This is a genomic window from Xanthomonas campestris pv. badrii (assembly GCF_012848175.1).
GTDB lineage: Bacteria > Pseudomonadota > Gammaproteobacteria > Xanthomonadales > Xanthomonadaceae > Xanthomonas > Xanthomonas campestris_C.
Map to the genome: position 1 here is coordinate 276993 of NZ_CP051651.1, position 22570 is coordinate 299562.

The following is a 22570-nucleotide window of genomic DNA, read 5'->3' on the forward strand; positions in this document are numbered from 1 at the left end:
TGGGCAGCGCGCGTCCGCGCGGTGGCCCCCCTTCGCCGTGAGCGATCGTTGAGCATGCCTGCGACCGTCTGGCGAGGTGTGCTCCTTGCGTGCCTGTTGCTGGCGATCAGCGCCATCGCCGGCGCGCAGCCGCAGCCGTGGAAAACCATTGAATCGGCCACGCTCGACGACCCGATCGGCGCGTTGCAGATCGCCCAGCGCGGCCTGCAGCGGGCCAGGGCCGAGCGCGACAGCTACGCGCAGTTCTGGGCGTTGCTGGCGCAGGCGCGGGTGCTGATCTCGCTGGAAGACAGCCAGGTGCGCCAGGCCGCGCTGACCCAGGCGCGTGGCCTGCTCGATCAGTTGCACGGCAGCGCTGCGCAGGCGCGGCTCTGGCTGGACATCGTGCAGACGCTCAGCGATGTGCGCGAGAACCCCAACCGCAGCATGGTGGCGCGCCTGAACGGCCTGCGGCAGCAGGCACGCACGCTGGGGCGCAGCGATCTGCTGTGCGAGATCGAAGCGATCGACATGTGGAGCATGCTGGCCTCCGGCAGCAGCGACGAAGCCTGGAATGCGGCGCAAGCCAGTTACCAGTGCGCCGCGCGCGAAGGACTGCTGGGCCTGGAGGTGGATGGCCTGACCCAGATTGGCTCACTGGCCAGCCGTGTCGCCGGCAAGGTGGCCGACGACAACGACGCGCAGGATTACCTGCAGCGCGCCCTGGCACGCCTGCACGACCAGCCGGCGCGCTTCCAGCGCAGCCTGATCGAATACGAATACGGCAGCGCGTTGGCGCTGCAGCAACCGGCGGCCGCCTTGCTGCATTTCCGGCGCGCGCTGGCGTTGAGCCGCGAGCTGGGCGATCAGGCCGGCGTGGCGGCGGCGCTGACCAATGCCAGCGAGGCCTTGATCAAGACCGGCGATGCCCGGGCAGCCTTGACGATGGCGCGCGAAGCGCTGCCGTTGATGCAGAAGCAGGGCAATGTCGGCCGCGTGGCGGCTTGCCACACGGTGCTGTTGCAGGCGCTCACCGCGCTGGAATCGCCCGAGCTGGGCAGCGCGATCACCGCGGCCAAAGCCGCCGACGACCCGAATCTTGCCTTGACCGGGCGCGCCGAGCTGGTCGATGCCATCGCCCAGGCGCTGGCCGCAGAAGGCCGGCACGCCGAGGCGTACCAGGAGTTGCAACGCTCCAACGCATTGCGCGCGCAGAACCTGGGCCGCCAGCGCGACACCGTGATGCTGCGCCTGCAGGCGCGCTACGAAGATGCGCGCCGCGACGCCGAAACCGCCGAGTTGCGCCGCCGCAGCGAAACCGCACGGCTGGCACTGCAGGCACTGCAGGCACGCGAAGCCGGCCAGCGCGCGCTCTGGATCGCGTTATGCGCGGCCTGCCTGCTGCTGCTCGGTGCCTTGGTGGTGCTGGCATTCGGTGCGCGCCATCGCCGCCAGCTGTCGCGGCTGGCCATGCGCGACGAACTCACCGGCCTGCCGAATCGCCGTGCCATTCGCGCCGAGGCGCAGCAGCAGATCGACCATGCCTTGCGCACGCAGACGCCCTGCATGCTGGCGTTGATCGATCTGGATCATTTCAAGCTGATCAACGACGTGCACGGCCACGCCGCCGGCGATGCGGTGCTCACCGCCCTGGCCAGTGCCTCGAAGCTGGCGCTGCGCGCGCAGGACCGCCTGGGCCGCCTGGGCGGCGAGGAATTCCTGCTGGTGTTGCCGGGCTGCAGCCCGGAGGAACTACCGGCGGTGTTCGCGCGCCTGCGCAACGCCGTGGCCGCCATCGCCATTCCGGGTCTGCCTGCCGAGCAACCGGTGCGGTTCTGCATGGGCGCGGTCAGCGTCACCGCGGGGAGCGGGCTGGATGTGCTGCTGGGCCAGGCCGATCTGGCGCTGTATGCCGCCAAGACCGCCGGGCGCGATCAATGGGCGGTGTGCTGAGCCTGCGGCGCACCGACGTGTTGCGACAATGGGGTCGCACAGCAGCCGGAGGGTGCAGCCGGTGCTACGAGTCGGCATGGGCCACGCGCACACTCCGCTACCGAGTGCACTGCCTCACCCACCTGGCGACTGCCCGCTACGGTGTGTTCTTCACTGTTGGTGACGCACTTCCTGCAGCGCACTCCTGTGCTCGGTGGAATACGCGCGCTGCGCAATATTCAAGGCTTGCATGTCGGCGTTGAGCTGGGTGGACAGGGTCTCCAGATCTTGGCCAGCGGTGCCAGCTCGGTATTGCTGTAGCCGTTGGGCAGCGCGGCGACGCGTTCCAGTGCAGCCATCGTCGCGTCGGCACTCTTGACCATTCCAGACCGAGATGTTGTGCAGCAGGTACTCGCTGGACGATAGCTTGGAGGCGCCGATGCCGCTGCCGCAGGCGGTCAGCAACAGGCTGAGGGAAACAAGCAACAGGATGGTGGAACATCGGCGCGGGCGTTGATGGCGGGCATTGCCGGCCCCTCACGACGCACGGCAAGCGTATCGCGACGATGAGGTGGGCGCGCGTTGTCAGGCCTGTTGCATTACCCATGCATGTCATGCGGGCCAAGCCGAAGCGCGCCATCTCGTCTCGCTGCGTAACGTGCTGCGTGCCGCGAGGTAGGCAGCTGCGCGGGTTGGTCAGCAATCGGGCAGTCTGCCCGGCCAGCTGTGCCGTGGTTACCGGATAGCGCGTGGTCACTTCGGACATGGGCGGCGCTGGCGTCGTCTGGGCGCAGGCCGGAACCCCCAGTGCCAACAGTGCGGCCGGCAGGAAAGCGGTGAGATGAGCGCGCATGCAACGTCCGTGTCGAGGGCGGGGCAGTGCCGCAGATCCGTTCCAGCGGCAGGTGGCCACATGGCGCGCACCGCGCGTCAGCGGCGCACCGGCAAGATGGCCAGCACCCCATCGAGCGCGAGCTGGGTACTGAAGCCGGCCTTGGCAAGCCGCTTGCTCACCTCGTTGGGCACGTCGCGCCCGCTGGTGAGCCTGTTCGGCGCGCCGGTGTAGTGGAACAGTCGCCCGCCACGGCGCAGCACACGCGCCAGATGATCGTAGAAGGTCTGCGAATACAGCTCGCCGGCGATGCCGAAGCGCGGCGGATCGTGCAGGATGGCGTCCACCGAGGCGTCGGCAAGCGTAGCGATCTGTTGCGAGACATCGGCATGGAGCAACTGCAGGCGTCCGCCGGCCGCTGCCGCATCCGGATCCGGCGACCACGGGTTGAGCGTGCGCAACCACAGCACATCGGCGTTCTTCTCGAACGAATGCAGCTGCGCCACGCCATCTTCCAGGCAACATGCCGCGAAGTAGCCCAGCCCACCACAGGTATCGAGCACGATCTTGCCGCGCGGATTCACCAGCGCCACCTTGCGGCGCGCATCCTCGAACGGCGACACCTGTGCCGACGGCAACATCTTGATGCCATCGATCTCGAAGGTGGGCGCGCCCCATTCGGTGGGCACCAGCTTGATCAACGCACCGCCGAAACGCGAGATCGGAGCGAACTCGTCGTTGTCCCAGAAGTACAGCGTGCGGTCCTTGAGCTTGCCCGGATACGGGTAGCCGCGGCCGCGCCACTGCCAGGTCTGCGCATCCAGCTGTGCAGTGTCGATGCTGCGGCCCAGATCCAGCGAACCGGTCCACGCGGCCAAGCCGCTGCTGCGCGCTGCCAGCAGCGCCTGGGCATCGGGGAGGGTGAGCAACGGTCCGGCGTAATGGGTCACGGCTTGCAGGTCTGGAGGCGGACGCGCAGGCGCACGCCGTTGCGCGAAGGGACTGGCATCGTAACCGACCCCTTGCGCGAGGGCATCCGCCGGCGATGCGGCCGCTGCGGTTCCGCTGACCTCCGTCCCGCCGCATACTTCGGGTTGCCCACATCCACGCCTGGCCTGGATCGGCATCAACCGTGGAGTGTCGGCAATGCTGAAAGGTGTGTTGTTGGGGTTTGCCTGCTATGCGGCCTATTCGATCAGCGATGCGTTCGTGAAGCTGCTGGAAGGCAGCCTGCCTGCGTACGAGGTGCTGTTTCTGGGCGCCTTGCTGATGCTGCTGGCGGTGCCGTTCCTGAAGAAGCCCGACGACCAGCTGCGCGAATTGGTCATGGCCAAGCAGCCGGCCCTGTGGCTGTTGCGCGCGCTCACCGGTGCCATTGGCAATCTCACCTCGGTGATCGCCTTCACCACCTTGCCGATGGCCGAAGCATTTGCGCTGATCTTCCTGATGCCGATCTTCGTCACCGTGCTGTCGGTGGTCTTCCTCAAGGAGGAAGTACGCTGGCGGCGCTGGACGGCGGTGATCGTGGGCTTCATCGGCGTGCTGATCGTGCTGCGGCCCGGGTTTCGGCATCTTACCCACGGGCATGTGGCGGCGATCGTCTGCGGCCTGGTCGGCGCCATCTCGGTCATCGCCTTGCGCATGGCCGGGCATGGCGAAAAGCGCCTGACGCTGTACGGCGCCGGCGTCATCGGCCCGTTGGTGATGGGCGGCATCCTGATGTTGCCGAGCTTCGTCTGGCCCTCGCTGTACCAGTGGGGCCTGCTGGCCGGCTACGGCCTGCTCGCCGGCCTGGCTGCCATCTGCATGATGTACGCCACGCGCCTGGCGCCGGTCAGCGTGGTGGCGCCCACCCAGTACAGCCAGATGCTGTGGGCGATCGGCTTCGGCTACCTGCTGTTCCACGACCATCTGGACTGGCCGATGGGCGTGGGCATCGTACTGATCCTTGGAGCAGGTCTGTTCACGCTGATCCGCGAAGAACAGGTCTCGCGCTGGTGGCGGCGGACCAAGATCGTTTGAGGCGGCGCTGTGCGCCTCGGGATTTGGGATTCGGGATTGGGGAGTCGCAAGAACAAGAGCAAGCGCTTCGGCTCATCGCGACGTGAGCGCAGCAGTGCTGTTGCGAATCCCGAATCCCGAATCCCGAATCCCGAATCCCGAATCAAGGCCTCCGCCAGGCCTCAACGAGACGGGCGTACTCGCCGCTGGCCTTGCTCAGGTGCAGCCACTGGTCGACATAGGCTTTCCATGCAGCGTCGTCGCGCGGGAGCAGGAAGGCCTTCTCGCTGTATTGCAGCGGGTGATCGGGAGCCACGGCGCATAGTCCGGGAAGCCTGGCCTGCTGGTAGAGCGCTTCGGAGGTGTCGGTGATCATGACATCGGCGCGCTGCTCCACCAGCTCCTGGAAGATGGTGGTGTTGTCGGCGAACAGGCGCAGTTGCGCCTGCGGCAGCTCGCGCCGTGCAAAGGCTTCGTTGGTGCCACCGGGCGGTTCGATCACGCGTACCTCCGGGCGGTTGAGCTGGGCAATGCTGCGGTAGCGGGTCTGGTCGGCGCAGCGCACCAGCGGGATCTTGCCGTCCACGTCCAGCACCGCACTGAAGCTGGCCTGGCGTTGCCGCTGCAAGGTCACCGAAATGCCGCCCACGGCGATCTCGCAGCGGTCGGCAAGCAGGTCGGGCAACAGTTGCGGCCAGCTGGTGCGCACGAAGCTGATCCGTGCATCCAGGCTATTGGCCAGCGATTGCGCCAGCGCGATATCGCTGCCTTCGAACGTGCCGTCGGCGCGCAGCAGCGAATACGGCCGGTAGTCGCCGGTGGTGCACACGCGCAACACGCCCGAGGCGAGCACCGCATCCAGGCGTGAGGCTGGCGGGGCCGCGTGCGCGATGCCGCAGGTCAGCAGTAATCCGATCAAGATCCGAGCGCGCATGGCATGGCTCCGAGAGGAGTGCACATGATAGCGATGAAGGCTGGTTCGGCAGGCGTGGAAGCCTGGGCGGCAGTGCGGCGCATGGCGTGAATCGAGCGCCCCTCATGCCATCTTGAGGACCGCCCGTGGAGAGGGCGCACAGCTGCTGCTGATGGTTTGGGGGCGAGGGTGAGGCGATGGTCACGCCAGATGATGTCCAGATGCGACGGCATCGGCCTCATCGTTGCCGGTCTGGACAACGCGGATAATCCGTCAACGCGGCGTTACGGCATGCGCAATCCGTCTCACAGGCCAATAGCGTCCAGCGGCCTAGCGTGAAGGCACCCAGCATATCGACGGAGTCACCCATGCATTTCGATCTACACATCGCTCGCTCGATCCCCTCTGCTGTGTTGCCTGTCTCGATGCATGGCACACCGGATCCGGACACGGACGACGACGAGATTCCGCTGGAAGAGCAGCCGCCACAAAAGGGCGGCTTGCGCGATGAAGTGGGCGAGCTGGACCGGGACGATGGCGGCGCACTGCCGGGGCGCGCCGGAGGTGGTCTTGCAGGTGGGTGATGCGCACCGCGCTTCGGGAATGCGCGCTGTTGCCCGCTTTCGTGGAACGCTTTTGTTCGAGGAAGTCTGATTGAAGTAAGCAAGCCCTGAGTGCACGGGGATGCCCTCACGCTTCGAACGGCGGGCCTCCTCCTGCTGCAGAGAAAACTTATCAGCATGCCTCGCCAGGCGGCACGCACGCCGCCTGGCGAGAGAGGTCACGGAAATTGCACATGACCAGGCTGGAAGTACGCCGGGTGGCTGCCATCTTCATAGAGCGCCGGAATGGTATCGACCACGCTCATGCCACGAATATCGGTGATGCGGATGGACAAGGGCTGGTTGCCGAGCTGTTCGCCCAGGAAGTGGTTGTAGTCCATCTTCTGCAGACTCTTCCACGTGCTGCCCTGTTTCACTTCGAACTTCACCACCGGATAGGCATGGTTGCGCACCTGGATCGCGGCCCACCAGCGCGAGCTGCCTTCCTTGATGCGGTATTGCACGTTGCCGGTGATCGGGGCACGCACGACCTTCCAGCTGATCGGGATGCGCCCATCCACCATGTCGCCGATCGCAGCGAACGCGTTGTGCGACAGGTCCAGCCCGCCGGAGGCGCCTTCCGGGTACAGGTCGGTTACGTAGACCGTGGTCTTGCCCTTGGGGCCGGTCACTTCGAGGTAGGCGCCGGCCATCGCCGCTTTCACGCCGCCGAAGTTCAGCTGCGTCGGGTTGAGCGCGGTGATGAATGCGGTGCTGGGAATCGGGTCCAGCAACAGCGCGCCGCCCGAGTACCCCGAACCGGTGTACGTCGCGGTGCCCGTGAAGGTGCTGTTCCAGGTGGTTGCTTTGCTCGCGTTCTTGCTACTGGCGGTCTTCGCCGCTGCAGCGACGCCTGCCACAGCCGTCATGCCCCACGCCTGGTGCAGCAGTTGCAGTTTGTCTGTCCGCGGGCTGCCATCGGGCGCAAGCAGCCCGCCGTTGTTGGCGTTGCCCACTTCCCAGCTGCCCAGGAACGCGCTGCGCAGTCCGCTGTCGGCCAGATAGCCGCTCAACGCGGCCTGCCATGCCGGGTCGCGGGGATCGCCATCGCCCAGGCCACCGCCGAGACTGACCGGCACCACCGCGTGATCGGCCGCAAACCTGCCGAAATCGCGCTGCCAGGTGGCTGGCAGCGCTTGGGCAAAGTCCGGTGCTGCAAACGCCTCCGCCGCGTCGCGATCCGGCCCGGCCAGTTTGGGCATCAAGACCAGCTGGCGCGCCGGAATGCGCAACGGCACACACGCCAGCGGCTGCAGATTGCTGCCCGCGGCCTTGGGTGCGGTGTCGCTGCACACCGCATTGCTGCCGACACCTTCGACACCCACCACCCAGCGCGGCGCCACCGCAAGCACCGCCGCCGCGGCGCGCGAGGCCACGCGGTTCCAGTCTGCCTCTGCGACAGTGCCTGCCCAGTTGGCATTGCGATACCCGCTGCTCCCGAGATCGACGCCGATCACCGCAGGATTTGCGCCATAGCGGCGTGCGAGCGTGGTCAGGCCGTGGGTCCATGCCTGCGGTTGCGTGCCAAGCTGTGGCGCGCTGTCGTCGCAGCGGCCATCGGCGAGTGCGAACATGACCTGTAGTCCACGTTGACTGGCTGCATGTACCACCGCATCGAGTAGTTGCAGCGAATTCAAGCCGGCCAGTGCGCGGTCGCCGGTGACATCCGAGGCGCTGACGGGCTTGCCCTGCAGCACCGCTGCGCAGAGCGGCAGCCGGACGGCATTGATGTGGGCCGCCTGCATCTGATCCAGCAGCTGTGCCAGGGTGTTACTGCGCAAACCGACGATCGCGCGTCCGGCGCGATCAAACCCCGGCCAGGTCGTTCCGCGGATCTGCAGCGGTTGGCCCTGCGCGTCCATCAGCTGCCCGCGCGGGTCGACCTGGGCGGCCAAGGCGGTGACGGGGGCCAGCAACGCAAGTGCGAGAACCAGAGGGGTGCGTGGATGCATGTCAGTCTCCTGGGTGACGGCTGCGCAGGAAACCAGCGATTGCCGGCCGCGGTCCGTGCGCCGAGTCAAGGAAACGGGCGGGAGTGTGTATGCGATGGCAGGTAGAGGGCCGCCCTGGAACGGGGATCGCGGTTTGTGCGAGAGGCGGCGCCGCTGTGATGCAATCAAGCACAGGGCGGTGCGCTGTGCCGCTGTTCACCGCCCGCCGGAAAGTGCCGCATAGCGCACGCCAGGCATTGGAAGTGCGTGGTGGCGTGCACAATGTTTGCGTGCCATCGGTGCGAGGCCATGTGGCGCCGGTCTTGGTCGTGCGGTGGTCGGCCGGGACAGGCGTCGCCATCGTCTGGCCGGCGCAGGGCGGGCCACAGTGCAGGACACCTACCATGACGGGGCAGCGCAACTGCCGGACCGTCTCGCGCCGTACGTTTCATCACCCCTGGTGCCAGCCGGTGCGATCTCGTATTTTTGACGGCTTGTTCACTTGCCGGTGCCGTGCCCATGTCCGATCCGTCCGCGCCCGATCATCTGCAACGCAGCCTGTCCAATCGCCACCTGCAGTTGATCGCAATTGGCGGGGCGATCGGCACCGGCCTGTTCATGGGCTCGGGCAAGACGATCAGTCTGGCCGGTCCGTCGATCCTGTTCGTCTATCTGATCATCGGCGCGATGCTGTTCTTCGTGATGCGCGCGATGGGCGAGCTGCTGCTGTCCAACCTGGAGTACAAGTCGTTCATCGACTTCTCCACCGATCTGCTCGGCCCCTGGGCCGGATTCTTCTGCGGGTGGACGTACTGGTTCTGCTGGATCATCACCGCCATCGCCGACGTGATCGCCATTGCCGCCTACGCGCAGTTCTGGTTTCCCGGCCTGGCGCCGTGGATTCCGGCGATTGCGTGTGTGTTGTTGCTGCTGGCATTGAATCTGGTGACGGTGAAGCTGTTCGGCGAGATGGAGTTCTGGTTTGCGCTGATCAAGATCATCGCCATCGCTGCGCTGATCATCACCGGTGCGGGGCTGGTGGCGTGGGGCTTCCGTTCGCCGTCGGGCAATGTGGCCTCGCTGGCGAACCTGTGGAACGACGGCGGCATGTTCCCGATGGGCATCGGTGGATTCTTCGCCGGGTTCCAGATCGCGGTGTTCGCGTTTGTCGGCATCGAGCTGGTGGGTACCACCGCTGCCGAAACCGCCGACCCGCGCCGCAATCTGCCCAAGGCGATCAACTCGATTCCGGTGCGGATCCTGGTCTTCTACGTGCTGGCGCTGATCGCCATCATGACGGTCACGCCGTGGCGGCAGGTGGTCGCCGACAAGAGCCCGTTCGTGGAGCTGTTCGTGCTGGCCGGGGTGCCGGCCGCGGCGAGCCTGATCAATTTCGTGGTGCTGACCTCGGCGACGTCTTCGGCCAACAGCGGCATCTTCTCCACCAGCCGCATGCTCTACGGCCTGGCCGAGGAGCAGCATGCGCCCAGGGGATTTGCCAAGCTCTCGCGCGCGGCGGTGCCGGCACGCGGCCTGTTGTTCTCCTGCGTATGCCTGTTGCTGGGCGCGATGCTGGTGTACCTGATCCCCAATCTGGTCACCGCCTTCACGCTGGTCACCACCTTGTCGGCGGTGCTCTTCATGTTCGTGTGGTCGCTGATCCTGTGCGCCTACATCGCCTATCGCCGCAAGCGCCCGGAGCTGCACGCGGCATCGCAGTTCAAGATGCCCGGCGGCGTGTTGATGTGCTACGTGTGCCTGGCGTTCTTCGCCTTCGTCATCGTGCTGCTGACCTTGCAGGCCGATACGCGCCAGGCCCTGCTGGCCAGCCCGGTGTGGTTCCTGATCCTGGCGCTCGGCTATGCCGTCAAGCGCGGCCAGACGCGCGCAGGATAAGTGCCGCAGCGTTCGTTAGTATTGCAAGGGCCCCGCAGTGCGGGGCCCTTGTGTTTTTAGCTGCACAACACCGCGATAAAGGCCACTGCCAGCTGAGCGCGTTGGCATGCGGCGTTGACGCGGCTCCAGCCGGGCACGATGCTCGCGGCCATCTATCGCCATGGCCTGCCGCATGATCACGATCCACCCCATTGCCGGAACCCACCACGCGCAGGGCTGCTGGGTAGACCTGTGTCAGCCCAGCCCGCAGGAACTGACCGACGCCGCCGAGCGGGTGGGCTTCGCGCTGCCGGACCGTGCGGCGATCGGCGAGATCGAATTTTCCAGCCGGGTGCGCCGCCAGGGCGAGCTGCTGTTCCTCAACGTGCCGCGCTTCCAGGACGACGATGGCCCCACCGCGCCGCTGGGCTTTGCGCTGTCGCCGACCATGCTGGTGACCCTGCGCGAGCAGCGCATCGGCTCGCTGGAGGCCTTGACCGCGCGGCTGGAACACGAGCCCTGCCACAGTTCCGACGATCTGCTGCTGCGCATGTTCGACCAGTTGGTCGGACGCCTGGCAGACCGGCTGGAAGCCCTGGAAGCGGCGGTCACCGACACCACCCGGCAGGTGTTCGACAGCCCGCACAAGACCCGTGATCTGGAACGCATGCTGCACCAGGTCGGTGGCATGGGCCGGCAGCTGGGCGGGCTGCACAATGCGGGGCAGGGCATGCTGCGGCTGGTGACCTATCTGGACAGCAGCACGCCAGACTGGTTCGGTGCCGATGCGGCCAAGCGCATCGGTCTGCTGCACAAGGACCTGACCACCTTGAGCGAATTCCAGCAGCACATGGACGACCGCATCGAGTTCCTGCTCGACAGCGTGCTGGGCATGATCAACATGGACCAGAACAACGTGATGAAGGTGATGGCGGTGGCGTCGGTGGTCGGCATTCCGCCCACCGTGCTGGTCGGCATCTGGGGCATGAATTTCGCCTACATGCCCGAACTCAAGGGGCACGACCACTACTTCTGGGCGCTGGGCGCGATCGCGCTGAGCGTGGTGATTCCGCTGGCATGGTTTCGCAGGCGTGGGTGGGTGTGAGAGCAGTCGCTGCGTTTGTGATCAGGCAGCGCATCCAGGCGGATTCGACTGGACCGGCGCGCTAGATCGTCAGTCCGGCAAGAGAAGCCCGTCTATGCGCTCGCTGATCTGCGCGGCGCGATCGGTGCGATTGCACGATGTGGTGTGTCTGGTGGCGTCGACGTGCGACTCGCTTTCTGCGATCCCTCGGCACCGATGTCATGCCAGTGATCTGCACCGTCGCAGCTGCATCTCCATTGCTGTTGTTCCGATGCCATGAGCGCGGCCCGTGCAGCGCCGGCGAACGCCAGCAGCAGGCCCGGGATCAGCGCGACATACGCCGCCTTGCGCATGAAGTCGTTGCCAGCACGTTGCCCGGCCACGCAGCGCAGCCGGGCATTCACGCTCAGCCCTTGGCCTGGAAACTGGCTTCTTCGTACGGCTGCACCACCACCCAGCCTTCGCCGGCAAAGCGCATCTGCAGGCTCTCGCCCGAGCCGCGGCCGAACAGCGTGCCGAGCGACACATCGGTGACCAGTTCGGGGGTCAGCGTGCCCGACCAGGCGACGGTGGCATTGGGATCGGTGAACACCGGGCCGCTGGCGGCGGTGACCGGCAGGGTCAACGGCTCGTAGTGCGAGGTGATCGCCACGATGCCGTGGCCGCTCAGGCGCACGTTGAACAGGCCACCGGAGAGCATGCCGGCCACTTTGCGCATCATGGTGATCTTGTGCTCGATGCCGGATTCGAAGGCCAGCACGTCGTTGCCGTTGACGAAGATCGACTCGCCATTCAAGCGCAGCAGCGTGACCAGCTTGCCAGCATCGGCCAGATACACGCGGCCCTGGCCTTCGGCCTTCATCAGCTGCATGCCTTCGCCGCTAACCGCCTTTTTCAGCAGGTTGCCCAGGCCCTGTTCCAGCAGGCCCTCGCGGGTGAACTTGACGTTGCCGGTGCGCGCGACCATGGCGCCGGCCTTGGACCACACCATGCCATTGAGGCGCACTTCCAGCAGATGCGGGTTTTCCAGCTCGAAGGGATCGGAGCTGACGTCCTTTTCCTTGGAGTGGGCGAGAAATTCGTTGAGCGTGCGTACGGCCATGCGTTCCATCCTGGAGTGAAAGAGTGCGCATGATACGCGGGCGCCTGCGGAGCAGTCGCACGGGCAGGTAGCGGCGCGCATGCCACGGCACAGCCCGCTTGCACCCCGCGCATGCAACCCGCTTACAGTGCGAGTCCCCTCGACAGGTCCCCGCAACCGATATGGCACAACGACGCGCACGATGGATCGGCTTGCTGCTTGTGCTCGTTGCGGCCACAACATTGTCGTTCTGGTGGTCCGCACGCCTACCTTCGGCTGCTCCTGTAGCGCAGCAGAACGCACCAGTCGCAACGCCGCTGGGCTGGAAAGCGCAACTGCAATGGGCTGCCGGCAGTGGCGTACGTGGCGCAGCGGATGGCCGCGCCGCCGACGCGCAGTTTGCCGATCCGTATGGCCTGGCAGTCGACGCGCAGGGCACGCTCTACATCGCCGATGGTGGCGACACCAACCGTATCCGCAGCCTGCGCGCGGATGGCCATGTGCACACGCTGGCCGGCGGCCGCGAAGGCTTTGCCGACGGTGTCGGTGCGGCGGCGGCGTTCAATACGCCTTCGGGCATCGCCCTCGATAAGGCGGGCAATCTGTACATCGCCGATACCGGCAACCACGCCATCCGCAAGCTGACCCCGCAAGGCAATGTGACCACGCTTGCCGGCGACGGTGTGGCTGGCGATCGCGACGGCGCGGCGGCGCAGGCGCGCTTCAACGGCCCGGTTGGCGTGGCGGTGGACACCTACGGGCACGTGTATGTCGCCGACACCTACAACGATCGTATCCGTGTGATCGATGCCGATGGACAAGTGCGCACATTGGCCGGCGGCGCGCTGCCGGGCATGGCCGATGGCCTCGGAGCGCAGGCGCGGTTCGATACGCCAACCGACTTGAAAGTGGATGCGCGCGGCGATGTCTGGGTGGCGGACATGCGCAACGATGCGATCCGGCGGATTGCACCCGATGGCACGGTCAGCACCTTGCTTGGCGGCGATCCTGCCGACACAAGTCCGCTGATCCACCGGCCGATGAGCCTGGCAATCACCCGGGACGGCGTGCTTTACGTGGGTGATGCAAGCGGGCGCGTCTTGCAGGTCTCGCGTGCGGGGCACGTGCTGACGCTGAGCGGCGCAGAGGTCACGCAGCGTTTGTCGCGCCCGGCGGGCATTGCGCTGGACGCACACGGTGCGGTGTATGTCAGTGATGCCGGCAGCGCCCGCGTGCATCGTCTGGTACCGGCGAGCGCGGCCATCGCCAACGCATCGCCGGTGGTGGGGCCGGCGCCAACCCAGCCGCTGCCGCAGACGCAGGGCCGGTGGCCGCTGCAGCCGCAGGACGGCTGGCACGAGGTGGTGGGCACGCTGGGCGAAGTGCGCGGCAACTATCAGGGGCTCAGCCGCGATCATCTGCATGCCGGCCTGGATATCGCCGGCGATGTCGGCCAGCGGGTGGTCGCCATCGCCGATGCCAAGGTGCTCAGCCCGAATGCCAGCTGGGGGCTGGGGCAACTGGGTGAGGGCATGGCGTTGGACACGCTGGGTTACATCCACATGCGCGTGGGCCGCACCGCGCAGGGCGCAGTGCTGGATCCACAACGTTTCCACCTGGTGCTCGATGAGCACGGCAAACCCGAGCGCATGCGGGTGCTGCGCGGCACGCGGTTCCATGCCGGCGATGCGTTGGGCACGCTCAACGGCATGGCGCATGTGCACCTGACTGCGGGCGCCAATGGTTTCGAGCGCAATGCGGTGCAGCTGGGCTTTGTCGGTTATGCCGACCACGTAGCGCCACGCATCGATCGCATCACCTTGCTCGATGCCGGCGGTCAGCCCTTGCCGGTGATCCAGGGCGTGGCGCAGGTGCCGCGCGCGACAGGCGTGCAGATCGTGGTCGATGCCTGGGACCAGGTGGATCGCAATCTGCCGCGTCGCCGGCTGGGGTTGTATGCGCTGGGTTACCAGGTGCTGGATGCGCAGGGCACGCCCTTGCCGGGCGAAGCGCCGCCGCGCATGACGCTCATGTTCGACCGCATGCCGGCCGATCCGGATGCGGTGTTGGTCGCCTATGCGCCCGACAGCGGGATCACGGTGCACGGCAGCGCCGTGACACGCTTCCGCTACATGGTCAGCAACACCGTGCGCGACGGGCGCATCGGCAGCAGCCAATGGCAGGCCGGTGCGTTGCCGGCGGGCGACTATGTCCTGCGCATCGTTGCACGCGATTACAGCGGCAATGAAGCGATCCGTCACCGCGACCTGCGCCTGCGTGTGGAGTAGCGAAACGCACAGCGATGCCACGGCAGATACAAACGCGCGGGTGTTGTGCGGTGATACCAACGACGGTTGATTGCTGCGCGGCGTCTCACGCTGATCCGGTTGCGCCGCGCGCGTGTTGCGACACTATCCTGCGCGCCGCTGCAGAACGTTGAGCGTCGCAGCGTGCGGGCTGGTGTTACGCAAACCGGCGCCTGCAGGTACGTAACGCCGCGCTGCCATCGAACGATTCGCGCTGTGTCTGTAGCCATCCGCGCTCCGGGGTCCATCACCGCGCATGCCGGCAGCGCATCGCGGTGCTCGGCACGCTTCTGCGAACGGCGTCGGGTTCAAGCAGACGTTACCGGATTAGATTGCCGTGGCAGGGGATATTCGATAACTGAAGGAGAGGGACGATGCGCGTAGGTCGCGGCAATCGATGGGAACCGGTGCGCGCTGCAGGCGCCGCGCGTGTGGGTGCGCTTGCACTGCTGTGCGCAGCCGTGGGTACTGTGTCTGGTGTGGATGGCGCGGTGGCGTGGGCGGCCACCGGCCCTGGCGTGGTGACCGGCGACACCATCGTGCACGATCCGTCGATGCTCAAACTCGGCGACGGGCGCTACTACATCTATTCCACCGTTGGCGTGGTCACCAGCACCGACCGCACCAGCTTCAGTCACGTAGGTGCGATCTTCGGCAGCGTGCCGGGCTGGGTGAAGACCTACAACCCGAGCAACGAGATATGGGCGCCGGATGTCTCGCTGCGCGGCAGCAAGTACCTGATGTATTACACCGCCTCGTCGTTTGGCTCCAATGCATCGGCCATTGGCCTGGCCAGCAGCAGCACCGGCAAGCCCGGCTCATGGAAGGACCAGGGCATTGTCTACGCCTCGCGCAGCGGCGATGACTACAACGCCATCGACGGCAACCTGGTGGTGGATGCCAGCGGCAAATGGTGGCTTACGTTCGGCTCGTTCTGGTCGGGCATCAAGCTGATTCAGCTCGACCCGGGCACCGGCAAACAGCTGGCGAGCAATACGTTCCGTTACAGCCTGGCGAGCCGGCCTTCGCCCGGCGCAGTGGAAGCGCCTTTCATCCAGCAGGCCAACGGGTGGTACTACCTGTTCGTGTCCTTCGATGCGTGCTGCAAGGGCGCCAGCAGCACCTACAAGATCGCCGTGGGGCGTGCGCGGTCGGTGACCGGGCCGTATCTGGATCGTGCCGGTGTGGACATGCGCAACGGGGGCGGTACGGTGATCCACGCCGGGCAGGGCAGCATGCATGGGCCGGGCGGGCAGTCGGTGTTCCGCGATGGCGACGGCGACATCCTGGTCTACCACTACTACGACGACCGCGGCGATGCGCGGCTGGGCATCAACCGCCTGGGCTACGACAGCAAGGGCTGGCCGGTGGTGCAGTAACCAACGATCGCTGCAGCACGCTGGTATACCCTGCAATGACGCAACACGCAGGCGATGCGTGTTGCGTCATTCGCCGCGCCACCGGCTGACAAGGATGCAAGGGCCGTCGGCGCTGCCGGGCAGTGCCCGGCAGCATGCGCCGGGTCAGCGCGCTGCCGGCTCGGGCTTGCGCACGCGCTTGAGGTCTGCGGCCGCGTCCTTGCCCGGATACAGGTTCAACAGCATCAAGGTGACGCCATTGGTCCAGCCGAAGCCGTCCTGCAAGGCATATTCGCCACCGCCGCCGCCGGCCGCATCGGCTTCCAGGCCGTATTTTTCCACCAGCTTGTGCTCGCGCGCGAACAGCGCCTGCACCTGGCCGAGAAAGCGTTCGCCGATGGTGCGGGCCAGTGCGTCTTCGCCATACCGGCGCAGGCCGTCCACGGCCACCCACTGCAGCGGCGCCCAGCCATTGGGCTCGTCCCATTGCTGGCCGGTCTTCACCGCGGTGGTGGCCAGGCCGCCGGGGCGCAGCAGGCGCGCGCGCGCGGTGGTGGCGGTGCGTTTTGCATGTGCGTCCGAGGCCAGGCCGGTGAACAGCGGATACAGCGCGGCCGCCGTGACCTGGTTGCTCAAGGTCTTTGCTTGCCAGTCGTAGTCGGCGTAATAGCCGGCCGCGTTCCACAGGTGCGCATCGATGGCCTGCCTGCGCTGCTGCGCCAGTGCGGCGTAGTCCTGCGTGCAGTCCGCGCCGGGTTGCGCACAGGCCTGGGCCAGGGTGCGTTCCAGGTGGTAGAGCAGGCTGTTGAGGTCGATGGGAACGATGGCGGTGGTGCGGATGGTGCGCAGGTTCTGCCCGTCGGCCAGCCACCTGCTGGAATAATCCCAGCCACTTTCGGCACCGGCGCGCAGGTCGCGGTAGACCTCGGCAGCCGGGCGGTCCTTCACTTCGGCAGCGGTGCGGGTGTCGTGCAGCCAGGCTTCCGGGCGCGGCGTATCGCGCTCGTCCCAATAGCGGTTGAGCACGCTGCCGTCGGCCAGGCGCACCACGTGGCGCGCGGCCTGGCCGGGCTGCAGGTCATCGCTGCCCTGCATCCAGTAGGCGTATTCCTTTTGCAGTTGCGGCAGATAGCGTTGGTAGACGGCTTCGCCTTCCACGCCGGCCTGCAGCTCCACCATGTAGGAGAAGAACGGCGGCTGCGAACGGCTGAGGTAGTAGGTGCGGTTGCCGTTGGGAATATGCCCGTAGGTATCGATCAGGTAGGCGAAGTTGTCCAGCATCTGGCGGCTGAGCGTGGTCTGCCCGCTCTTCACCAGGCCCAGCATGGTGAAGTAGGAGTCCCAGTAGTACACCTCGCGGAAGCGCCCGCCCGGCACCACATAGGGGTGCGGCAGCGCCAGCAGGCTGCTGTACGCCGGCACCTTGGTCTGGCTGCGCACCAGCTTGGGCCACAGCAGATCGATGTGTTCGCGCAGCGCGGTGTCCTGGCGGATCACGTCGGTCTGCACCGGCGGGGATTCTTCGAAGTTGGCGTCCACGAAGTGGCGCAGGTCGAAGCCGGGGTGGTCGTGCTGGGCCAGATAGTCGGCGTTGATCAGTGCCGGGTCGCGCAGCGGCAGGAAATCGACGAAATGCTTCTGGTCCTCGAACAGGTCTGCGCTCTGCACCGCCTGGAACAGTTCCGGGTAGGCCAGGTCGGGCGTGAGCGGCGTGGGCGCCGGTGCATGGACGACCGGTGTGTCCAGCGGCGCGGCAGTCAGCGTGCACGGCGCGACGAACATGCTCAGCGACAGGCCAAGCAGCGACGTGCAGCACGGGGGCGCGGCAGAACTCATGGCATCTCCAGAACGGGCAGTGGCGTGTGGCATGGTAAACGACCGAAGTGGCGGGCGGGACCGCGCGGGAGGCCGGAACGCCGGCGGGCTTCGCGCGGGGACAACGGGATTCAGCAAGGTGATCCGGCGCGCCGCCGCAACGTGCGCCGATCCTGGCGTATCGGCGCGCAGCGGAGCAGCTTGAGCGCAGCGCCCGTGCGCAGGATCCCCGGTGTCGTTGCAAGAAGTGCGCCAGGGTGCGGGATGCGGGGGTGTCGCGGACAACGCGAGTGCCGGCCTGCGGCGTGTTGTCCGGGCAGCAGCCGATGCAGGCAGGCTGGACGTGGCGCGTCCACCCGTGGCCGCCATGGCTGGAGGTTTGTGCAGGTGCAGGCAGTGGCCGCGCGACACCCCGGCAGGCCCGATACCGCCGATGCGCATCACACCGCGCGGTCGATGCCCAGCAGTGCCTGCAGCCGAAGCGCATTGGGCACCGCCAGGCCGGCGGCGGTGTTGTCGAAGATGATCCAGCATCCGGTCCGTGGCTGGCCGGCCGCACGCACCGATTCGGCCAGTGCCTGCAGCGCCCCCTCGTCGTAGGCGCTGTAATAGATGCGCGGGCTGCCATGCCACCGCCAGTATTGCGGCCCGGCGCTCGCGCTCGGTGTCGCCGCTGCAGCCACCGGGGCCGGGTCGGCCGCGCAGCGTGCGATGCGGTGGCGCGCCAGTAGCGCCTGTGCCTGCGGCAGGAACCAACTGGCATGGCGCGGCTCGCACACCACCGCACCGTCCCAGCGCCGCCGCAGCACCGCAAAAAACCTCGCTGCCACGCGCGCGTCGAACGCCGCGCTGGGTGGCAGCTGCAACAGCAGACAACCCAGGCGCGTGCCCAACGCGCCGGCCTGTGCCACAAATGCGTCCAGCATGGGCCCGGCAGCGTGCAGGCGTGCATCGTGACTGATGCTGCGCGGCAGCTTGACCGAAAAACGGAAATCCTCCGGCACGCTATCGGCCCAGCGTGCGTAGGTACTGGCGCGGTGCGGGCGATAGAACGAGGAATTGATTTCCACCGCATCAAAGCGCGTGGCGTAGCGCTGCAGCACGCTGGCACCCTCGCCGAACGCGGCGCGGTCGGCAGCAGGAATCGACCAGCCCGCGCAGCCACAACGTACACGAGCATCGGCAGTGGGGAGACGAGCAGCCATGGCGGACGAGGCAAGGGGCGGCAGCACTCTATGCAGGGCCATCCGTCAGCAACGCGTGTGCGCAGCGATCACGGCCGACTCACGAGCGGCTTCGATACTGGGCGTATGCCAGAAGGTCCCTCACTCGTCATCCTGCGCGACGAAACGGCTCACGTTGTCGGCCGGAAAATCCTTCACGTTTCCGGAAACAGCAAACAGGACATCGCACGCCTGGAACAGCAGAAAGTGCTGGCGCTACGCACCTGGGGCAAGCACTTTCTGATCGAATGCGCGCAGTTCAGCGTGCGCATCCATTTTCTGTTGTTCGGCAGCTACCGCATCAACGAAGAAAAACCCAATGCGGTGCCGCGCCTGTGCCTGGAATTCTCCAAAGGCGAGCGCCTGAACTTCTATGCCTGCTCGGTGCAATTCACCGACCGCCCGCTCGATGAGGTCTACGACTGGACCGCCGATGTGATGAATCCGCTGTGGGACCCTGCGCAGGCGCGTGGCAAGCTGCGCGCCGCGCCCGGCATGCTGGCGGCCGATGCCTTGCTGGATCAGACGGTGTTTGCCGGCGTGGGCAACATCATCAAGAACGAGGTGCTGCACCGCATCCGCGTGCATCCGGAGAGCGAAGTCGGCGCACTGCCGGTGCGCAAGCTCGGCGAGCTGGTGACCCAGGCACGCGACTACAGTTTTGATTTCTATACCTGGAAAAAAGCCTTCGTGCTGAAGAAGCATTACCAGGTGCATACCAAGGCCAGCTGCCCGCGCGACGGTGCGCCGCTGCAGTACCGCAAGCACCTGGGCAAGGCCGGGCGACGTGCGTTTTTCTGCGAGGTGTGCCAGCGGCTGTATCAGGCCGACCAGAGGTAGCAACCAACGCGGGAAGCGTTGCGATCAGCGCTGGGTCCTGACGCCGGTTCTGCGTCCGATCGGATGTGTACGGTAGGGCCAGGCAGTGTTCCTCGATGACCGAGTGTGCAGCGCTGGCCAATCCCGCCGCGCAGGGCGCCAGGGCGCAGGAAGGGTCAGAACGTGGTCGCCCAATGTGAATGGCGGCTGGGGACGCCTGGCCGGACAACGAATTCCAAACGCGCGCAAACGCTGCGCCCGCTAGATTTGCCCGCTGTGCACCAGGGTCAGCGGTGCCGCTCCCGTCTTTCACTCACCGGTCTCCCGCATTGTGACTACCCGCAGGAAGGAAGCGCTTGTCCCGCACGTGGCTGCCGCCGCATGCACGGGCGCCATGCTGTTTTTCCTGGCCTGCGTGTTGTTGTACATGCCGGCGCCGCGCCAGTCGGTGGGTCACGACGAACGCTTGCAGGTGTATTTCCTGCCACGCCAGCCGCTCACGCAGCCGGCTGCGGCGGTGCCGCCAACGCAGGTCGAGCGACGGCCGCGCGCGGCTGCCGCATCGACCGCACGTGCTACGCCGCCGCCTACACGCACCCCACCGCCGCAGCGCCAGGTGGCGGCAGCCAATGCACCGGCCAACGATGCGATGGCTGCGCAGCTGTACACCCGCGAGGGTCGCCTGCGCATGCCGCCGGACACCCGGCTGGATCCGCTGGCGCAAGGCGCTGCGGTGCCGCCGGGCATGACCGACGAGCGCACACAGGCCAAGGCACGCAGCGTGATGGAGCGGGTCAACCCGGTGCAATACAAGGAGACGCGCTTTTCCAAGGACTGGAAGAGCGACGGCACATTGGGCGATGTGGCGATGCAGGAAATGGATCGCGGCATGAAGAAGTTCAACGACATGCTCAACGGACCGCAGACGCAGGTAGCCAAGGCGCGGCCGCCGCCGGAGGTGCGCTTCAATCCCGCACTGGCCGGCAACCAGGCCGATCTGGGCAGCGAGGCGACCGGCGATGCCTACAAGGCTGCGCCGATCGCGCACGAAAGCCTGCCCGACCTCAAGGGTGAAGCGAGCCGCCGCATTCGCCAGGCGCTGGCGGCACTGGAGCAGCGCAGCGCACGCTGCGACGCGTCGCGGCGCAAGACCCTGCTGACGCCGGTGCGCACGCATCTGTCGGATCTGGAGCGTGCCGAGCACGCACTGAACAACGGCGCCGATCCGCTGATGGCCGCCCAGCTGCTGCCGCGCCAGGCCGACAGCGCCTACGACCTGGCGCGCCGCGCGCTGTGGTACGCCGACCGGCAAATGAAGCAGTGCGCGGTGGGATGAGTGGCGCGGTGGTGGTGTCGGCGCCGGTGACCGTGGCGATCGGAGAGCCAGTCAGTCGGCGCGAGGTTGGGGTGCAAGGGAGTGGTCGTACCCTCACCCCCAACCCCTCTCCCGGCAGGAGAGGGGCTTTGGTCTGTCGGCGCCAGTGGCAATGCCAGCTGCCGCTGCACGCCAGGTCGGTACCTGCCACGCCAGATGCGCAGCGCCGCCGCTCTACGTTGGTGCCCCATGCCAACGGCCGCAACGCCGGGCCCGGGTGTGACTGCCACCTCAGCGACCGCACGCGCCTCAGCGGCGTTCGTCACGCATGAGAGCGGCTAACAAACCTACTTGCGCAGCCGCCAGGCGGGCGCGGCCGGTGCTCGGAATCGGCATGTACCACTCGTACACTCCGGTTCCTGCGCGCCGTCCACACCTGCCTGACGACTGCTCGCTACGTTTTGTTAGCCGCTCTACGCCCCTCTCCCGACGGGAGAGGGGTTGGGGTGAGGGTACGGCGAAGCAGCGCCTAGGCCAGGCTCTGCCGGTAACGATCCTTCTCGGCACTCAACGCGATCTCCGCGCGCAGGAAGACCTGCCCGATGGGTTCGTCGGCGCGGCTGGCCAGGGCTTCGCCGAGCAGTACCGTCAGGCCCAGGGCATGTTGCTGGTCGGCGATCTCGCGCAGCTGTTGCAAGGTGCGTTCGGCATCCGGGCCGCGCAGCACGGCGATGAACTCGGCACTGTCGGTCACCCGGTCGATGCTGTTGCCGGGGCCTTGCACCAGTGCGGCGAAAGACTGGTCCAGCTGCTGCAGCGTGCGGCCAAGCAGCCGCTCGCTCTGGCGTTCGGCCAGGGCGGCCAGTTCCTGTACTTCCAGGATCACCAAGCGATACGGATCGTCGCTGGTGGCCTGGTCCGCGGCATCGGCGGCTGGCTGCAGGATGGCATCGCGTTCCTGTTGCAAGGCGTGCTGGCGCGCATCCAGCAGGTTCATCGTGACCCGCGCCAATGCCTGCAAGCCGGTGCGCTGCATGTCGTTGAGCCGGCGCGGTTCGGTGTCCAGCACGCAGACGGTGCCCAGGGCCACGCCGTCGTCGGTCACCAGCGGCATGCCGGCATAGAAACGGGCGCCGGTGTCGCCGGTGACCACGGAAATGTCGCGGAAGCGCGGGTCCTGGGTCAGGTCCGGCACTTCCATCAAATTGCTGGGCTCGCGGATGGCGTGGTCGCACACCGCCTGGCTGCGGTCGGTCTGCTGCAGGCCCAGGCCGAGCCGGGCCTTGAACCATTGGCGGTCGCGGTCCACCAGCGACATCAGTGCAATCGGCGTCTCGCACAGCGCCGCGGCCACCTGCACGATGTCCTGGTAGGTGTCTTCGGGCAGGCTGTCGACGATGCGATAACCGTCGAGCACCTGCTGGCGGGAGGCTTCGTCTGCCTTCGGCATCTCGTTCATCGGATCAGCCAAGCACCTGCAATGGAGAGTGCCCAAGCTTAACCG

The 22570-nt window shown here is 66.8% G+C and carries 18 protein-coding genes and 1 other RNA gene; 10 read left to right on the forward strand and 9 right to left on the reverse strand.

Annotation, left to right across the window (positions count from 1 at the left end; translation table 11 throughout):
* Positions 1-54: 54 nt before the first annotated feature.
* Positions 55-1932, forward strand: a complete 1878-nt coding sequence (locus tag HG421_RS01225) for a GGDEF domain-containing protein (RefSeq protein WP_168968509.1) — start codon at positions 55-57, stop codon at positions 1930-1932.
* A gap of 150 nt (positions 1933-2082) precedes the next feature.
* Here HG421_RS01225 and HG421_RS01230 read toward each other — a convergent pair whose 3' ends face one another.
* Positions 2083-2397, reverse strand: a complete 315-nt coding sequence (locus HG421_RS01230) for a hypothetical protein (protein ID WP_228331772.1) — start codon at positions 2395-2397, stop codon at positions 2083-2085.
* A 444-nt stretch (positions 2398-2841) separates the two neighbouring features.
* A complete protein-coding gene (locus HG421_RS01235; protein WP_228331773.1) occupies positions 2842-3693 on the reverse strand; it encodes an MnmC family methyltransferase in 852 nt (283 codons plus the stop codon).
* 196 nt (positions 3694-3889) lie between these two features.
* On the opposite strand from HG421_RS01235, the gene HG421_RS01240 reads away from it, so the two are divergent.
* Positions 3890-4765: a DMT family transporter gene (locus HG421_RS01240; protein ID WP_168968513.1), complete on the forward strand. Its 876-nt coding sequence runs from the start codon at positions 3890-3892 to the stop codon at positions 4763-4765.
* A gap of 142 nt (positions 4766-4907) precedes the next feature.
* Here HG421_RS01240 and HG421_RS01245 read toward each other — a convergent pair whose 3' ends face one another.
* Positions 4908-5678 carry a transporter substrate-binding domain-containing protein gene (locus HG421_RS01245; protein ID WP_168968515.1) on the reverse strand — a complete coding sequence of 257 codons (771 nt, stop codon included), beginning with the start codon at positions 5676-5678 and terminating at the stop codon, positions 4908-4910.
* 347 nt (positions 5679-6025) lie between these two features.
* Here HG421_RS01245 and HG421_RS01250 point away from each other — a divergent pair, with 347 nt between their 5' ends.
* A complete protein-coding gene (locus HG421_RS01250; RefSeq protein ID WP_168968516.1) occupies positions 6026-6241 on the forward strand; it encodes a hypothetical protein in 216 nt (71 codons plus the stop codon).
* Positions 6242-6438: 197 nt separating this feature from the next.
* On the opposite strand, the gene HG421_RS01255 is transcribed toward HG421_RS01250, so the two are convergent.
* Positions 6439-8211: an expansin EXLX1 family cellulose-binding protein gene (locus tag HG421_RS01255; protein ID WP_168968517.1), complete on the reverse strand. Its 1773-nt coding sequence runs from the start codon at positions 8209-8211 to the stop codon at positions 6439-6441.
* Positions 8212-8709: 498 nt separating this feature from the next.
* On the opposite strand from HG421_RS01255, the gene cycA reads away from it, so the two are divergent.
* Both cycA and HG421_RS01265 read left to right on the forward strand, forming a co-directional pair.
* Positions 8710-10086: a D-serine/D-alanine/glycine transporter gene (cycA, locus tag HG421_RS01260; protein WP_168968518.1), complete on the forward strand. Its 1377-nt coding sequence runs from the start codon at positions 8710-8712 to the stop codon at positions 10084-10086.
* Positions 10087-10258: 172 nt separating this feature from the next.
* Positions 10259-11170, forward strand: coding sequence for a CorA family divalent cation transporter (locus tag HG421_RS01265; protein WP_168968520.1), 912 nt, complete (start codon positions 10259-10261; stop codon positions 11168-11170).
* Between the two features lie 92 nt (positions 11171-11262).
* Here HG421_RS01265 and HG421_RS01270 read toward each other — a convergent pair whose 3' ends face one another.
* Positions 11263-11553, reverse strand: coding sequence for a hypothetical protein (locus tag HG421_RS01270; RefSeq protein ID WP_248279448.1), 291 nt, complete (start codon positions 11551-11553; stop codon positions 11263-11265).
* 2 nt (positions 11554-11555) lie between these two features.
* On the reverse strand, positions 11556-12251 hold the full coding sequence (locus tag HG421_RS01275; protein WP_168968522.1) for an AIM24 family protein: 696 nt from the start codon (positions 12249-12251) through the stop codon (positions 11556-11558).
* 161 nt (positions 12252-12412) lie between these two features.
* Between HG421_RS01275 and HG421_RS01280 the strand changes: the two genes are divergently transcribed.
* The gene (locus tag HG421_RS01280; RefSeq protein ID WP_168968524.1) at positions 12413-14518 is read left to right on the forward strand and encodes a gluconolaconase; all 2106 of its coding nucleotides are present in this window, start codon (positions 12413-12415) and stop codon (positions 14516-14518) included.
* A gap of 392 nt (positions 14519-14910) precedes the next feature.
* A complete protein-coding gene (locus HG421_RS01285; protein ID WP_168968526.1) occupies positions 14911-15915 on the forward strand; it encodes an arabinan endo-1,5-alpha-L-arabinosidase in 1005 nt (334 codons plus the stop codon).
* A gap of 144 nt (positions 15916-16059) precedes the next feature.
* Here the strand turns inward: HG421_RS01285 and treA are convergent, their stop codons facing one another.
* Complete coding sequence (gene treA, locus HG421_RS01290; RefSeq protein ID WP_168968528.1) at positions 16060-17730, reverse strand: alpha,alpha-trehalase TreA; 1671 nt, start codon at positions 17728-17730, stop codon at positions 16060-16062.
* A gap of 419 nt (positions 17731-18149) precedes the next feature.
* Complete coding sequence (locus HG421_RS01295) at positions 18150-18914, reverse strand: DUF72 domain-containing protein (protein WP_168968531.1); 765 nt, start codon at positions 18912-18914, stop codon at positions 18150-18152.
* Between the two features lie 105 nt (positions 18915-19019).
* On the opposite strand from HG421_RS01295, the gene HG421_RS01300 reads away from it, so the two are divergent.
* From HG421_RS01300 to HG421_RS01310, 3 genes are all read left to right on the forward strand, one after another.
* Positions 19020-19772: a DNA-formamidopyrimidine glycosylase family protein gene (locus tag HG421_RS01300; protein ID WP_168968533.1), complete on the forward strand. Its 753-nt coding sequence runs from the start codon at positions 19020-19022 to the stop codon at positions 19770-19772.
* A gap of 310 nt (positions 19773-20082) precedes the next feature.
* Positions 20083-21087 carry a hypothetical protein gene (locus tag HG421_RS01305; RefSeq protein WP_168968535.1) on the forward strand — a complete coding sequence of 335 codons (1005 nt, stop codon included), beginning with the start codon at positions 20083-20085 and terminating at the stop codon, positions 21085-21087.
* A 373-nt stretch (positions 21088-21460) separates the two neighbouring features.
* Positions 21461-21536: non-coding RNA, sX9 sRNA (locus HG421_RS01310), on the forward strand.
* 59 nt (positions 21537-21595) lie between these two features.
* Here the strand turns inward: HG421_RS01310 and HG421_RS01315 are convergent.
* Complete coding sequence (locus tag HG421_RS01315; protein WP_168968537.1) at positions 21596-22525, reverse strand: GAF domain-containing protein; 930 nt, start codon at positions 22523-22525, stop codon at positions 21596-21598.
* Between the last annotated feature and the right edge of the window lie 45 nt (positions 22526-22570).

Coding starts and splice junctions, on each gene's coding strand:
- HG421_RS01280 (WP_168968524.1), top strand. CDS start 12,413: ATGGCACAACGACGCGCACGATGGATCGGCTTGCTGCTTGTGCTCGTT.
- HG421_RS01255 (WP_168968517.1), bottom strand. CDS start 8,211: ATGCATCCACGCACCCCTCTGGTTCTCGCACTTGCGTTGCTGGCCCCC.
- HG421_RS01265 (WP_168968520.1), top strand. CDS start 10,259: ATGATCACGATCCACCCCATTGCCGGAACCCACCACGCGCAGGGCTGC.
- cycA (WP_168968518.1), top strand. CDS start 8,710: ATGTCCGATCCGTCCGCGCCCGATCATCTGCAACGCAGCCTGTCCAAT.
- HG421_RS01285 (WP_168968526.1), top strand. CDS start 14,911: ATGCGCGTAGGTCGCGGCAATCGATGGGAACCGGTGCGCGCTGCAGGC.
- HG421_RS01240 (WP_168968513.1), top strand. CDS start 3,890: ATGCTGAAAGGTGTGTTGTTGGGGTTTGCCTGCTATGCGGCCTATTCG.
- HG421_RS01295 (WP_168968531.1), bottom strand. CDS start 18,914: ATGGCTGCTCGTCTCCCCACTGCCGATGCTCGTGTACGTTGTGGCTGC.
- HG421_RS01315 (WP_168968537.1), bottom strand. CDS start 22,525: ATGAACGAGATGCCGAAGGCAGACGAAGCCTCCCGCCAGCAGGTGCTC.
- HG421_RS01275 (WP_168968522.1), bottom strand. CDS start 12,251: ATGGCCGTACGCACGCTCAACGAATTTCTCGCCCACTCCAAGGAAAAG.
- treA (WP_168968528.1), bottom strand. CDS start 17,730: ATGAGTTCTGCCGCGCCCCCGTGCTGCACGTCGCTGCTTGGCCTGTCG.
- HG421_RS01300 (WP_168968533.1), top strand. CDS start 19,020: ATGCCAGAAGGTCCCTCACTCGTCATCCTGCGCGACGAAACGGCTCAC.
- HG421_RS01225 (WP_168968509.1), top strand. CDS start 55: ATGCCTGCGACCGTCTGGCGAGGTGTGCTCCTTGCGTGCCTGTTGCTG.
- HG421_RS01250 (WP_168968516.1), top strand. CDS start 6,026: ATGCATTTCGATCTACACATCGCTCGCTCGATCCCCTCTGCTGTGTTG.
- HG421_RS01245 (WP_168968515.1), bottom strand. CDS start 5,678: ATGCGCGCTCGGATCTTGATCGGATTACTGCTGACCTGCGGCATCGCG.